Raw genomic sequence first — 13,953 nt, 5'->3', positions numbered from 1 at the left:
CATGCTCAAGAGAAAATTCCGATAAAATTCTCCCATCATGAATTTCCATAAAAACCGCCTCATTCATTGGGTTGCCGCATTTGCAAACGCAATGAGTGCGCTTGCGCCAGCTGTTTCCCAAGCGATATCGCTTGCTCAGCACGGCCAAGGGTTTGCCATGGAGATTTGTTCTACTGACGGTAATAAGATTCAGATTCAAGTGCAGGGTGATGAGCAGGAAGCGGCAGAACAAGCTCAACCATGCCCCCTTATTGCTTAGCTCAAAATAGCATCACACCAGCATTCAATACCAATCTCAAATTCCAAGCGCCGCAAACTTTAGCTTTGCTGCCACAGCTTTTCTATCAATCACCTAAACCACTCGCAGTTTGGGTAACATCTCCCTCAGCAGCTCCTCCTACACAAGCCTAAATCTTTTTAGGGCATAGCTTAGCTATGTAGTTAGCAACCTAGTCAATCTGTGGTTGCAGTCATGTTGTGTGGAGAAGTACATGTTTTTATCTGAAAAAGTTTCACTACGCCTAAAGCGCGTGTATATGGGCGTTGCCATTTGGCTTTTATATACCAGCTACCTCATTATTTCGAGTGCAATGAATACGCATACTCCGTTGAGTAGTGCCCAGTTTGTGCTCACGCCTATTGCGATGGGCCAGAAATGATGCGGCAGATAAATAAAATGAGCTTCTTTCGCGGAAACCGCTTTCAGGCTTACATTATTTGCCTAGTGATGGCAATTGCTGGTCTTTCCTATGCAGGTCGTGCTAGCCCATTCTCAAACCAATGAAGTAAGCCAAGAAAAGATCAAAACACTTATTTCTAAGTCCTTTGATCAGCCTAACTTAAAAGTTAAAACCAGTCCTATTGTGATTGAGGGCAAGGTTGCCATTGCGGATTGGACTCAATGCCAGAAGGGCGGTCGTGCACTGCTGCGTAGAAAGCATGGCGAGTGGGAAATCATTGCCTGTGGCGGTTCTGGCCTTAAAGATCCGGAGGGGATTGCCGCAATTGGTATCTCTAAGGAGATCGCGACCAATATCATCGCAAAACTCAAAGATGCTGAAGCCAAGCTTAGCCCCCAGCAAATAAAACAGTTTGATTCTTTTGATGGCGTTGTGAATATGGTTCACGATGCCAAACACTCGCCCAATACAAAACATTAATTCGGAATACGTATGAAACTCAAAAAAACTAAATTAGCTTTTGCCGCATCACTCTTGCTGGCAAGCCAAGCATATGCGCAAACGGTGCCTCACTTGGTTGTTACTGCCAAACCCGATATTGCTGAGATTGAAATTGATAAATTCTCAAGCACCTCAGCAGTCATTACCGACGAAACAATTCGCGATTTGCATGCAGCAGACTTAGCCTCAGCATTGCGTAATACCCCGGGAACTCAAATATCACGTTACAACCCAGTTGGCTCTTTTGGTGGAGCGGAAGGCGGGTCAGTATTTATTCGAGGTATGGGTCTGAGTCGTCCTGGTAGCGAGATAAAGACCTATATCGATAACGTTCCAGTGTATATGCCGATTTGGAATCATGCATTGCTTGATTTGCTGCCAGTCAACGGCATGAAAGACATCACAATCTATAAGAGCGCGTAGCCACAAGTAACGGGTAATAACTTCGCATCTATCAATATGAATACGAAGACAGCTGGCCCTGGGAACGGCGCATCAGGTAATGCCCGCGTTTCTTATGGTTCATATAATACCGTGATTGAACAGGTAGATATGGCCGGTCGTTATAACGATGTTGATTTCAATGTTGCCCAAGGTTTTTCTAAATCCAATGGCCAAAGAGCAAATGCTAGCGGCCAATTAAGCAACATCATGGGCGGCTTAGGATTTAAGTTAGATCAAAATTGGTCTGTTGGCGTAAGTGGTATGGCAATTAACAATACTGCCTCTGATCCTGGTAACAATACGCTTCCTACCCCTGAAATTGCGCCAACCTATGATTCTGCTGCGCAAATGGTCACTGCTTACCTTAAGCATCGCTACGACTTAGTCGAAGGTGAATTCCGTTTCTATAGCAATACTGGTAAAGGAAATATTAATAATGAGAATGGTCAAGGTGGTTGGGGTACAGAAAATAACCCATTCACCATGCAAGGCTTTCGCTGGAAAGAAAACATCGCCCCATGGTCTGGCGGTAATTTGGTGGCTGGATTGGATTACGACACTACCTACGGAAGCGTGACCCAGACTAGTCCAGCTGCAGGGTTTCCATTTTTCCCTGGCGATCCCACGCCAGTAAACCCGCCCACAGTTAAAACAAATCTTCCAACATTCAAACTAACTTCCCCTTACGTTGGCTTGAGTCATGGTTTTAGGATGGGTGATGCCTGGACTTTACAGCCATCAGCAGGCGTAAGAACCTACCAAAATAATTACTATGCCGCTAAGACCGCTCCATATGGCGGTATCTCATTAATTTCTGATACGGTAACTCTGTTTGCTAATGCCTCTAAAGGTATTAACTATCCCGGTTTAGAGGGTCCAGCCATGAATGCTGCCAATGCGGTCCGGGCAAAACGATTTGGCGCTACCGCTAACAACTCTTGGGCCAATCTCTCGCCTGAAGAAATGAACCACTTAGAAGTGGGTGATAAGTTTTACCCGGACAAGAAATCGAGGGTTGATATGAGTTTGTTTCAGGACACGATTTCTAATCGCTATACCTTTACTGAAACCGCTCCGATAGTGAATTGGGTAACTGTGGGTCAATACACCACCAAAGGTATCGAGCTCTCCGGTCAGTGTGAAATCATTCCTGAAGTCACTGGCTTCTTGGGTTGGACCTATCTCAACAACAACAGCACGACAAGCCTTCCTTACATGCCACAAAACGCATTTAATGCGGCGATTACTGGCTATGCGTATAAGTTCCGTGTTTCTGTGGATGCGCAGTATCAAAGTTCTTTCTATGCGCAAAACCTTAGTCGAAATGCAGCTTTTACCAACACCACCAGAATTGATGGCTTTGGTGTTGCGAATGCGAGGATTGCATATCCCATCCCAGAGTTAGACAAGAAGGGCGAGGTATTTGTGATGGTGGAAAACATCTTCAATCAGCAATACGGCTACCGCCAAGGTTACCCAATGCCAGGAACCTGGGGGTCAGTTGGTTTATCAGCTAGCTTTTGATGTATATCAAGAGATAAAGATTTAAAGTCACGAAAATTATTAACGTATTTATTTTTTTGGAGAAGTATATGTTCTTGAAGTCACTTAGAGTCGTATTCGTTGCAGCTTTGGCAAGTCTATCTTTATCAGCGCTAGCCGGCCCAAATGATCCTTTATTCATCAATCTCTCGACTGATGAAATGCATCGTGCAAGCATGGCAATTAATTTTGGTAAACATCACACTCGACAAACGGTCATCCATTAACTATTTTCTTGAATGACAAGGCTGTGATGTTAGGTGTAAAGGCTGGGCCTTCAAAATTTTCCGATCAACAGCAAGCGCTGTCTGAAGTGATTTCTAGTGGCGCTTTAGTCATCATGTGTCCAATGTGCTTAAAGCAAGCCGGTTTCACTGAGGCTGATTTGATCTCTGGCGTAAAACTGGGAAGTCCTAAAGTAACTGGCGATGCCTTGTTCAAAGACGGCACTAAGACAATGAGCTGGTAATTAAAAATAGTTTGATTTCTGAAAATGCATTTCATTAGGCACCGCAAGTTCGTTCACTGGATAGCTGCTTTAGCTATCTTGCTGAGTGCACTTGCGCCAGCCGTTTCACAGGCTTTATCTTTGGCTAGCAATGGCCAAGGCTTTGTGATTGAGATATGTTCTAGCAACGGCATCAAAATGACCCAGGTCATTGGGGGTGAAGATTCTTCTTCATCGCTCGCAATGGGCAGCCACTGCCCATACTGCGTAGTCCAGCCAACCTATTTATTGCCCAGTATTGGCGCATTTGAGTTTGCAGCACCACAACGCTATGTCACTCAATCGCTATCCACTTATCAAGCCCCTCAGATACTTTCTGCATGGGTCAGAATTCCTTCTAGAGCACCACCTACCGAATCCTAAATCACTGAGTTGACATGGCTTGGCTATGTCATTTGGCAAGAATGATTGCCGTTGATTTATGAGGAAGGTATTTATGTACGCCATTATTGAGCGGCCTGAAAATGGGGCCACAGCAAAACAGATTATTTCTAAGGTTTCACAGGAAGTGTTGCTGCCAGCGGAGCAGATAGAAGGCCACTATTGCGACAATCAGTTTCCGTCGCGTAAGCCTATTGATCGTTACTCTTGCGTAGAGTTAATTCGCTATATCTGGATCAACCAATCCTCTAGAAGGGCATTTGTTGTTAAGCTTCCCAAAGATTTACCTACGGATAATGCCTTTATTCAGAGCTTTGATGATCGCTATCTTGGATATGTCCCCCAAAAGCTGGGCAGGGGGCATTTAAAGGATTTGGCTATTCTGCATAAAAAGATTAATGACATTGAAAAATACAAGCGCCTGCTAGGCACAGGCATCTTTGCTTTGATGGGTACTGCTGGCATGAGTGCTTTTTCTAAAAGAGAGCTCAGCAGCTTATTGTCAGAGCAAGCTAAATCTCTCAGGCCGGTCTATGCCATGATTGATGAGCGCTTGGAGGTTTTAAAGGGTGAGCTAGCTAGCAAGAGAGGCATCTTTCAGCGCGGTAACTCTCATAGTTATTACGATAGACTGGCGGCATAAGCAGGCTGTTTTTCTAGGATCGAGTTAAAGTAGGGTAATAAGGTTTGGTTGAAAATTGAATTTAAATAGGAGGGGTAAGAATGAAAAGTAATACTTTATTAAAAGCATTGTTGATCACAGCAATTGGCTTTGGTTTTGGTGGTTTGGTAAATGCGCAAAACGCTAAAGTAGGTGGCGTGCAAATTGAGAATGCTTATACGCGAGCTACGGTTCCGGGGCAGCAGGTAGCAGGCGGCTTTATGAAGATCGAAAACAAAGGCGCTGCTGATCAATTGGTATCCGCAAGCTCACCGGTTGCTGGTGAGGTGCAGCTCCATGAAATGGCAATGGATGGCAATGTCATGAAAATGCGTCAGGTAAAAGATATCGCTGTGCCTGCTGGGGGCGCTGTGGAGTTGAAGCCAGGCGGCTTGCACCTCATGTTTATGAACATTAAGGCGCCATTAACGGCTGGTGAAACTGTTCCAGTCAAACTCAAATTTGCTAAAGCTGGCGAAGTAGAAGTAAAAATGCCTGTGAATGCGATGGGTAACCCAGGCGCTGGCCATGGTGGAGCGATGAAGCATTAAGATTTGTTGGCAATGCTGAAGTAATAAAAAAGCCCCTAGTTTTTGCTAGGGGCTTTTTCTTGGGCGAAACAGTTTAGATTTTTAAATCTAAATCAGTTACCGCGCCTTTACTAGCACTACTTGCAAGGCTTGCATATTTTGCTAGCAGACCACGGGTATAGCGTGGCTTGGGTTGCTTCCAGGCTGCGCGACGTTTTGCAATTTCCGCTTCGTCTACGTTCAGCTGAATGAGTAGCTTATGCGCATCGATCGTGACTGAGTCGCCTTCATTAATGAGAGCGATTGTGCCGCCGACATAAGCTTCTGGAGCTACGTGACCAACAACCATGCCCCAGGTGCCACCAGAGAAGCGACCATCGGTAATGAGGCCTACAGACTCTCCTAAACCTTGGCCAACCAGGGCAGATGTAGGGGCAAGCATCTCACGCATACCAGGACCGCCTTTAGGGCCTTCATAGCGAATGACCACGATGTCACCATCTTTAATCTTTTGCGCCATGATTGCTGCCATTGCATCATCTTCAGAATCAAAGACGCGTGCTGGGCCAGTAATGGATGGGTTCTTGAGGCCAGTAATCTTGGCAACACAACCCTCAGGAGAGATGTTGCCTTTGAGAATGGCCAAGTGACCTTGCTTATACAAAGGATTGTCTAAAGTGCGAATGACTTTCTGGTCTGCGCGTGGCACAGATGGAACATCTTTCAATACTTCAGCAATGGTTTTGCCGGTGATAGTCATGCAATCGCCGTGGAGCAATCCGCCGTCAAGCAAAACCCTCATCACCTGTGGGATGCCGCCAGCTTGATGTAAATCGGTAGCCAGATATGTGCCAGATGGTTTCATATCCACGATGACAGGAACGCGCTTACGAATACGTTCAAAGTCATCAATCGTCCAATCGATTTCAGCGGCGCTAGTAATCGCCAAGAGGTGCAACACAGCGTTTGTAGAGCCACCAACCGCCATGATGACGCTCACTGCGTTCTCAATAGACTTTTTGGTGATGATGTCGCATGGACGTAGATTCTTTTTAATTGCCTCAACTAATACGATTGCAGAATCATGTGCGCTAGCTACTTTTTCTGCATCTTCATTAGCCATCGTAGAAGAATAGGGAAGGCTCATGCCTAGGGCTTCAAAGGCTGAACTCATGGTGTTGGCTGTGTACATGCCACCACAGGATCCGCTACCTGGACACGCATGCTGCTCAACGCCTTTAAGATCTTCTTCGCTCATGCGACCAGAAGTAAATTCGCCAACCGCTTCAAATGCAGAAACAATATTGAGAGCTTTTCCTTTGAAATGACCCGGCTTAATTGTGCCGCCGTATACATAGATGCCAGGTACGTTAGTGCGCGCCAAAGCCATCATGCCGCCTGGCATATTTTTATCGCAACCACCAATCACCACAACGCCGTCTTGCCACAAGCCATTCACACAAGTTTCAATACTGTCAGCAATCACTTCGCGTGACACGAGGGAATACTTCATGCCTTCGGTGCCCATGCCGATGCCATCGGAAACAGTTGGCGTACCAAACATCTGTGCTTTTGCGCCAGCACCCTCGAGTGCGGAAACAGCAGCATCTGCTAATTTTTGTAGGCCGCTATTGCAAGGAGTAATGGTTGAATGGCCGTTAGCCACGCCAACCATTGGCTTTACGAAATCCTTTTCTTCGTAACCCATTGCGTAATACATTGAACGGTTAGGTGCGCGTGCAACTCCTTCGGTGACCATGCGCGAGCGTTCATTGAGACGTTTCATGCTTATTACTCCAGAAAAGGTTTATTTTTGACAGGCTCTATTGTGCCGTGAGATGCCTATTGCATGGCATCTTGAATTGGAAGGGTGAGCGGGTGTTTAATGTTGCGGTGCAATACAAAATAGTGATGAATTTGTTGATTTAAGTAGTAATTATTAGCTACGTAGCTAATAGCTTGTAGAAACGTCTTACAGTACATTAGCTCATCGAACACTTTTTCCTTTGAATTCAATGACTAAAGTCGGCCACATATACCTAATTGATGATGATGAGTCCATGCGCATTTCCCTATCCAGGATGTTGCGTGAACTCGGCTATTTAGTCGAGGATTACGCCTCAGCAACGATTTTTCTGGAGAAATCGGTCCCAGTCTCCCCGTCGGTGATCCTTTTGGATATGCAAATGCCGGATATGACCGGCTTGGATCTGCAGGAAAAACTCCTAAAACTCGGTCGCAAGACTCCCATTATTTTCGTCAGTGGCCAAAGTCACCCCCATCAGATCGTTCAGGGCCTGAAGAAGGGGGCGGTAGATTTCTTATTCAAACCCTTCAACCTGGAAGAGCTATTAAAAGCAGTTGCTGATGCAATTGACTTTGATAGCCGTCAGTTAAAGCGTGTCTCCCTGGATGTGGAGGCCAAAAAGGATTACGAAAGCCTGACCCCAAGAGAGCGTGAAGTGTGCGGCTAGTTGGTCAAGGGGCTCTTAAATAAAGATATTGCTGTCAAATTGGGTACTACTGACGCTACTATTAAGGTTCACAAGGCTAGGGTGATGGACAAAATGCATGCTGACTCAGTGCAAGTATTGATGAAGAAGTGCCTCGAGTCAGACTTAGAAAGTCACCCTTTAAATCATTAGCCGCAACGCGAATTACTCACGTACCATTTTGGGATTACTATCACTTATGTTATTTCAACCTGAGACCATAGCTGCTTCGTGAATAAGCCAGTCAAACTTCCTGAGATTCGTAAAGAAGTCTTTACTAAGGCAAGAGAGGATCTTGGGCTAAGCACCAAAGATTTGTCTGGCATGGCCTGTCTATCCGTTCGCCAAATAGAGCAGATTGAGAATGGCGAAAGCAGTAGTTTTTATGGTGCCCAAGTTAAAGTGACTGCGGCCAAAAAAGTTGCCGGCTTACTGAAGTTAAAAGAAGAAGATGTTTTTGATTTTGGTGAAGTCATTCCAGCCCCAAAAAGCGCACCAGAAAAAGTAAACGATTCTGAAAAAACAAAGAATCCTGAAGTGAGCAAAGAAGTAGCCCCAGAAAAAAAGCGAAGCCATCAAAGGCGGGGGAGACAAAAAAAAGTAGAGAGTCAGCCAGAGCAAGTTGCCCTAATGAAAACTCTCGAGCCTATCGGTTCCCTCGATAGCTCAAGGACAACAAAGCGTGCAGACCCTAAGAAGAAGCTCTTGCTTATTTTGGGTATTGCTGCAGCGCTAGTATTCTCAGTAGTCAATTTACGTCCACTGTTTTTCCCTGAGCCGCCTAAAGAAGAAATCGTGGTTGTGGAGGAAGTGATCAAAGAACCTGAGCCCGAAGCGAAGCCTGAAGCGGCAACGCCGCCAAGCCCAGCTCCAGTAGCGGCTCCGGTGGCCGCAGCCCCTGCTGCCGTATCAACTGAGTGCCCAGCTGCGGATTCTTCAGCGATTAGTTACAAGCCAGATGCGCCCAAGAAAGCGGGTGACATGGTGTTCTTACAATCCAAGACCGCTCAAACGGTTTGCGTAGTGGATGCGACAGGTAAGACTCAAACAAAACAATTAGAGCCTGGTGTTGATATTAGTGTTTACGGTAAGCCACCTCTCAAGGTTTTAACTGGTGGCTTAAATCAAGTCGACTTGTTTTATCAGGGAGCTAAGGTTCGCCTTGGAAACACTGGCGGCAAAACTATTGTTCTGGAGCCAGCTGAAATCGCTCAGCCTGCTGCCCCAGCATCTTCAGATTCTCAACTGCGTTAACCCAAATAAAAACAGCGGCCTTTAAGCCGCTGCGTTTTCTTGGTGCGTTAAATCAGTTATTACACTGCTGCGTTATCAGTTTCGCCTGTGCGAATACGAATGACTTGCTCAACTGCCGTAACGAAAATTTTTCCGTCACCAATTTTCCCTGTGCGAGCAGCTTTAGTAATGGCTTCAATAGCCGCTTCTACACGGTCATCCGCCACAACAGCTTCCACTTTTACTTTAGGTAAAAAGTCGACTACGTATTCAGCGCCACGATAGAGCTCGGTATGCCCCTTTTGACGGCCAAAACCCTTTACTTCAGTAACGGTAAGGCCGGTAACGCCAACTTCTGCCAGTGATTCACGGACTTCATCGAGTTTGAACGGCTTAATGATGGATGTAATTAATTTCATTTATTCCCCCTAATGCAGTAATCATACCTAGAACTGGCAAGAACCGCCAAATTTGGCCTTCCAAACAGTCTAAGCTCTAAATTGTGACGTAATTGGATAGCGCCAGTCTCGGCCAAAGGCTCGGGTAGTCACGCGGACGCCCGGAGGGGCCTGACGACGCTTGTATTCATTTAGCTTAATGAGTCGAGTTACTTTTTCTACGCTTTCAGAATCAAAGCCTGCGGCAATAATCTGGGCGATCGATTGGTTTTGCTCCATGTAACGCTCGACAATGCCATCCAACACTTCGTAAGAAGGCAGGCTGTCTTGGTCTTTTTGGTCTGGGCGTAATTCTGCGGAAGGTGCGCGAGTCAAGATGCGCTCCGGTATTACTGCCTGAATACTATTGCGATAAGCGCATAAGCGATACACCAAAGTCTTGGCAATATCCTTAATCACCGCAAAGCCGCCCGCCATATCACCATACAAGGTGCAGTAACCCACCGCCATTTCACTCTTATTACCGGTAGTTAAAACCAGACGACCTGTTTTATTGGAGAGGGCCATCAGCAGGGTGCCACGCACGCGTGCCTGAATATTCTCTTCGGTAGCATCTACTTTTAAACCGGCAAATTGTTCGGCCAAAGAAGCTTCTAATGCATCGACTGGTCCACTGATCGGAATCTCGTCGTATTGCACGCCTAAATTTTGGGCCATCTCACGCGCATCGATCCAGGAGATATCTGCGGTATAACGCGAGGCCATCATGATGGCGCGAACTTTGTCGGCGCCTAAAGCGTCTACAGCAATTGCAAGAACCAGCGCAGAATCTACGCCCCCGGATAAGCCAATGATCACGCCAGGGAAGCGGTTCTTGTTGACATAGTCGCGTACACCCAAAACCAGAGCTTGGTAGGCCTGTGCTTCAACCGATTGGGGTGGGGTGATTAATCCCTTTTCCAGCTCACCCGATGGGGATATGGCAACCATGCCTAAGCCAGTTTCAAACTGAGGCATGGCCATCACCACCTCACCTTTGCTATTTAAAGCAAATGAGCCGCCATCAAAAACTAATTCATCCTGACCGCCAACCGCATTCACATAAACCAATGGCATCTTTGTTTTTGCAATATGACCGCGCAGCACTTCAATGCGAAGAGCTTCTTTTTTCAGGTGGTAGGGTGAGGCGTTTGGAACGAGCAATACTTGTGCGCCTGCTGCATGAGCTTGCATGGCCGGACCAGGATGCCATGCATCCTCACACAAAATTAATCCGTAGCGAATACCTTCACACTCAAACACACAGGCTTGATTGCCAGGGACGAAGTAACGCACTTCGTCAAATAACTCATGATTAGGTAACTCTTGTTTTGCATAGCCTGCAATCACCTTGCCGTTTTGTAAAACGGATGCGTAGTTTTGCAGGCCCTGCGATGTTTGTTTGGGATGGCCAACGATGACCGTCAGATCAGAATGCTGCGCCAGCTCTTTCATTAGAAGTTCAAGCTGCAGCTGCGCCGCTTCAATAAAAGCAGGGCAGAGTAATAAGTCTTCTGGGGGATAGCCTGTGAGCGAAAGCTCAGGGGTTACTACGAGTTTGGCGCCTTGATTAAAGGCATCCAGAGCGGCTTTGTGAATGAGTTGCGCGTTGCCAGCCAGATCACCCAATAAAGGGTTGATTTGGGCTAGGGCAATTTTCTGTGCGCTCACTCCGATTCACAAAGCCTTATCAATAATTTAAAAAATTACTTATTCTCTTTGTTGTAGCGATCGATGCCTTCAAGAATTTCTTGATGGGCTTCAGCAACACCGCCCCAACCTTTAACTTTTACCCATTTACCTGGCTCGAGATCTTTGTAGTGCTCGAAGAAGTGTTGGATTTGATTTAAACGCAATGGGTTGATGTCTTCTGGTTTCTGCCAGTGTGTATAGATCGGCAAAATTTTGTCTTCAGGCACAGCCAACAATTTAGCGTCTTGACCGCCTTCATCTTCCATTTGCAAAACACCAATAGCGCGGCAACTTACAACAACGCCTGGAATGAGTGGGAATGGAGTAATCACGAGAACGTCAACAGGGTCGCCATCACCGGCGATCGTTTTATTGATGTAGCCATAGTTACATGGATAGTGCATTGCAGTACCCATAAAACGGTCAACGAAAATTGCGCCACTCTCTTTGTCCACTTCATACTTGATTGGATCCGCGTTCATAGGGATTTCAATAATGACGTTGAAGCTTTCAGGGATCTTTTTACCTGGCTTGACTTTGTCGAGACTCATAAATACTCCGAATAATGATTAGTAAATACCGTGATCCTTAATAGGGGGTGCAGGGGTGTTTCTGTTACATACTGGTGCAGCTTAAAGACCATATAGTTTAAAGCTTTCGGGAACCGGGTCTACCTAAGTGCAGGATATGCAATTCAATAAAGATTAATAAATGATTAACTTTGGGGAGTTCAAGCATGAGTAGTGTCACTTTAGGCTTGTATTTTGCCTTGGCGTGCGGTGTCATAGCCGTAATTTACGGTTTTGTGATGCGTGGCTGGATCTTGAAGCAAAGCACGGGCAATGCCAAGATGCAAGAAATTGCCGAGGCAATTCAGCAGGGTGCGGCAGCATATTTGTCGCGCCAATATAAAACGATTGCTGTGGTTGGGGTAGTTCTGACCATTCTCATGGCGCTCTTCCTTGATTTTGCAACTGCCATTGGATTTGTGATTGGCGCCGTTCTATCTGGTGCTTGTGGTTTCATCGGTATGAATGTTTCAGTGCGCGCAAACGTGCGTACAGCTGAAGCAGCAACCAAGGAAAGGTGGCGCCATTACCGGTATGTTGGTAGTTGGACTTGGCCTCCTGGGTGTTGGTTTGTTCTTTATGTTTCTCGTATCCATTGGAGCAGGACAGGGCCTCTCCTCTGTATTGCATCCATTAATTGGTTTGGCATTCGGATCTTCATTGATTTCGATCTTCGCTCGATTGGGCGGCGGCATCTTCACTAAGGGTGCTGACGTTGGCGCTGACTTGGTCGGTAAGGTCGAAGCAGGCATTCCGGAAGATGACCCACGCAACCCTGCTGTGATTGCAGATAACGTCGGTGATAACGTTGGTGACTGCGCAGGTATGGCAGCAGACTTATTTGAAACATATGCGGTGACACTTATTGCAACCATGGTCTTAGGATCTTTAATGGTGGCTGGTGCGCCAGTAGCTGCAATCATCTATCCATTGGTTCTCGGTGGTGTTTCTATCATTGCCTCGATCATTGGCTGTTCATTTGTTAAGGTAACACCTGGTATGAGAAACGTGATGCCTGCTTTGTATAAAGGTTTGATCATTGCTGGTGGCTTGTCACTTGTAGCCTTCTACTTTGTAACCAACTTCATCATGCCTGATGATGCTTTGGGTATCCCTGGTAGCCAATGGCGTTTGTTTGGATCAACAGTGGTAGGTTTATTGCTCACAGCAGGTTTGGTGTGGATTACCGAGTACTACACCGGTACCCAGTTCAAACCAGTGCAACACATTGCTGAAGCATCTACTAAAGGTCACGGCACAAACATCATTGCTGGCTTAGGCATTTCAATGAAGTCCACTGCCTATTCAGTTCTGTTTGTATGTGCAGCGATTTTTGCTGCGTGTTAGCTGGTTTGTATGGCATTGCAATTGCAGCAACAGCAATGTTGTCAATGGCAGGTATCGTCGTTGCGCTGGATGCCTATGGCCCAATTACAGATAACGCCGGTGGTATTGCAGAGATGGCTGGCTTGCCACAATCTGTACGCGACATTACCGATCCATTAGATGCGGTTGGCAACACTACAAAAGCAGTAACCAAAGGCTATGCCATTGGCTCAGCTGGTTTGGCATCTCTCGTACTCTTTGCTGACTACACGCACGCTTTAGAGAGTATTGGCCAGCAAGTGTCGTTTGACTTATCTAACCATATGGTGATTATTGGTCTCTTTATTGGCGGCATGATTCCTTACTTGTTTGGCGCGATGGCGATGGAAGCGGTTGGTCGTTGTGCTGGTGCGGTAGTGGAGGAGGTTCGTCGCCAGTTCCGTGATATTCCCGGAATTATGGAGGGCACTTCCAAGCCTGAGTACGGCAAAGCAGTGGATATGCTGACTTCTGCAGCAATCAAAGAGATGATTGTTCCTTTACTCTTGCCAGTAGTTGCACCAATCATTGTTGGCCTCTTGCTTGGACCTGCTGCTTTGGGTGGCTTGCTGATGGGCACGATCGTGACTGGTTTATTTGTGGCGATCTCGATGTGTACTGGCGGCGGTGCTTGGGATAATGCGAAGAAATATATCGAAGAAGGTAACTTCGGTGGCAAAGGTTCTGAAGCGCATAAAGCTGCAGTAACTGGCGACACTGTAGGTGACCCTTACAAAGATACTGCTGGTCCTGCAGTAAACCCACTGATTAAGATCATCAACATCGTGGCATTGCTCATCGTGCCACTCTTGCCAGTGATCTCACGTTAAGTAATAAAACCGCAACAAACAAAAACGCCTAGCATTGCTAGGCGTTTTTAATTTTGAAATCGCTTGACTATAGTAGGCCAATGGCCTA

Annotated in this window: 17 protein-coding genes and 1 pseudogene; 14 read left to right on the top strand and 4 right to left on the bottom strand. The window is 46.3% G+C overall.

Annotation, left to right across the window (positions count from 1 at the left end):
- Positions 1-37 precede the first annotated feature (37 nt).
- From DXE27_RS09000 to DXE27_RS00285, 10 genes are all read left to right on the top strand, one after another.
- Positions 38-259 (top strand): DUF2946 family protein, encoded by a 222-nt coding sequence (locus DXE27_RS09000; RefSeq protein ID WP_197712267.1) that lies wholly within the window; start codon positions 38-40, stop codon positions 257-259.
- 232 nt (positions 260-491) lie between these two features.
- Positions 492-659, top strand: coding sequence for a hypothetical protein (locus DXE27_RS08890; RefSeq protein ID WP_172457087.1), 168 nt, complete (start codon positions 492-494; stop codon positions 657-659).
- A 90-nt stretch (positions 660-749) separates the two neighbouring features.
- Positions 750-1,160, top strand: coding sequence for a copper uptake system-associated protein (locus DXE27_RS00310; protein ID WP_128112460.1), 411 nt, complete (start codon positions 750-752; stop codon positions 1,158-1,160).
- Between the two features lie 12 nt (positions 1,161-1,172).
- Positions 1,173-1,604: a TonB-dependent receptor gene (locus tag DXE27_RS09435; protein WP_231969575.1), complete on the top strand. Its 432-nt coding sequence runs from the start codon at positions 1,173-1,175 to the stop codon at positions 1,602-1,604.
- Positions 1,605-1,640: 36 nt separating this feature from the next.
- A complete protein-coding gene (locus DXE27_RS00305) occupies positions 1,641-3,149 on the top strand; it encodes a TonB-dependent receptor (protein ID WP_231969574.1) in 1,509 nt (502 codons plus the stop codon).
- Positions 3,150-3,217: 68 nt separating this feature from the next.
- On the top strand, positions 3,218-3,394 hold the full coding sequence (locus tag DXE27_RS08885) for a hypothetical protein (RefSeq protein ID WP_172457086.1): 177 nt from the start codon (positions 3,218-3,220) through the stop codon (positions 3,392-3,394).
- Between the two features lie 8 nt (positions 3,395-3,402).
- Entirely contained in the window at positions 3,403-3,636 is a 234-nt protein-coding gene (locus DXE27_RS00300; RefSeq protein WP_128112459.1) for a hypothetical protein, read from the top strand.
- A 24-nt stretch (positions 3,637-3,660) separates the two neighbouring features.
- Positions 3,661-4,038, top strand: a complete 378-nt coding sequence (locus DXE27_RS00295; protein WP_128112458.1) for a DUF2946 family protein — start codon at positions 3,661-3,663, stop codon at positions 4,036-4,038.
- 73 nt (positions 4,039-4,111) lie between these two features.
- Positions 4,112-4,699 carry a hypothetical protein gene (locus DXE27_RS00290; RefSeq protein ID WP_128112457.1) on the top strand — a complete coding sequence of 196 codons (588 nt, stop codon included), beginning with the start codon at positions 4,112-4,114 and terminating at the stop codon, positions 4,697-4,699.
- A gap of 80 nt (positions 4,700-4,779) precedes the next feature.
- Complete coding sequence (locus DXE27_RS00285; RefSeq protein WP_128112456.1) at positions 4,780-5,268, top strand: copper chaperone PCu(A)C; 489 nt, start codon at positions 4,780-4,782, stop codon at positions 5,266-5,268.
- Between the two features lie 73 nt (positions 5,269-5,341).
- Here the strand turns inward: DXE27_RS00285 and ilvD are convergent, their stop codons facing one another.
- A complete protein-coding gene (gene ilvD, locus DXE27_RS00280; RefSeq protein ID WP_128112455.1) occupies positions 5,342-7,033 on the bottom strand; it encodes a dihydroxy-acid dehydratase in 1,692 nt (563 codons plus the stop codon).
- Between the two features lie 229 nt (positions 7,034-7,262).
- On the opposite strand from ilvD, the gene DXE27_RS00275 reads away from it, so the two are divergent.
- From DXE27_RS00275 to DXE27_RS00270, 3 genes are all read left to right on the top strand, one after another.
- Positions 7,263-7,721, top strand: a complete 459-nt coding sequence (locus tag DXE27_RS00275) for a response regulator transcription factor (RefSeq protein WP_197712266.1) — start codon at positions 7,263-7,265, stop codon at positions 7,719-7,721.
- Positions 7,722-7,892 carry a LuxR C-terminal-related transcriptional regulator gene (locus tag DXE27_RS10195; RefSeq protein ID WP_331852043.1) on the top strand — a complete coding sequence of 57 codons (171 nt, stop codon included), beginning with the start codon at positions 7,722-7,724 and terminating at the stop codon, positions 7,890-7,892. It begins immediately after the preceding gene.
- Positions 7,893-7,970: 78 nt separating this feature from the next.
- Positions 7,971-8,993, top strand: a complete 1,023-nt coding sequence (locus DXE27_RS00270; protein WP_128112454.1) for a helix-turn-helix domain-containing protein — start codon at positions 7,971-7,973, stop codon at positions 8,991-8,993.
- Between the two features lie 59 nt (positions 8,994-9,052).
- Here the strand turns inward: DXE27_RS00270 and glnK are convergent, their stop codons facing one another.
- The 3 genes from glnK to ppa form a co-directional block, all read right to left on the bottom strand.
- Positions 9,053-9,391 (bottom strand): P-II family nitrogen regulator, encoded by a 339-nt coding sequence (gene glnK / locus DXE27_RS00265; RefSeq protein ID WP_068323619.1) that lies wholly within the window; start codon positions 9,389-9,391, stop codon positions 9,053-9,055.
- Between the two features lie 69 nt (positions 9,392-9,460).
- Positions 9,461-11,080: an NAD+ synthase gene (locus DXE27_RS00260; RefSeq protein WP_128112453.1), complete on the bottom strand. Its 1,620-nt coding sequence runs from the start codon at positions 11,078-11,080 to the stop codon at positions 9,461-9,463.
- 35 nt (positions 11,081-11,115) lie between these two features.
- Positions 11,116-11,652 carry an inorganic diphosphatase gene (gene ppa / locus DXE27_RS00255; RefSeq protein WP_068323609.1) on the bottom strand — a complete coding sequence of 179 codons (537 nt, stop codon included), beginning with the start codon at positions 11,650-11,652 and terminating at the stop codon, positions 11,116-11,118.
- A 185-nt stretch (positions 11,653-11,837) separates the two neighbouring features.
- Between ppa and DXE27_RS00250 the strand changes: the two are divergent.
- Positions 11,838-13,865, top strand: a pseudogene (locus DXE27_RS00250) (sodium-translocating pyrophosphatase).
- The last annotated feature ends 88 nt before the right edge of the window (positions 13,866-13,953 follow it).

Source organism: Polynucleobacter necessarius (assembly GCF_900096755.1).
Classification (GTDB): domain Bacteria; phylum Pseudomonadota; class Gammaproteobacteria; order Burkholderiales; family Burkholderiaceae; genus Polynucleobacter; species Polynucleobacter necessarius_K.
This window is presented reverse-complemented; position numbering and strand designations above follow the sequence as displayed.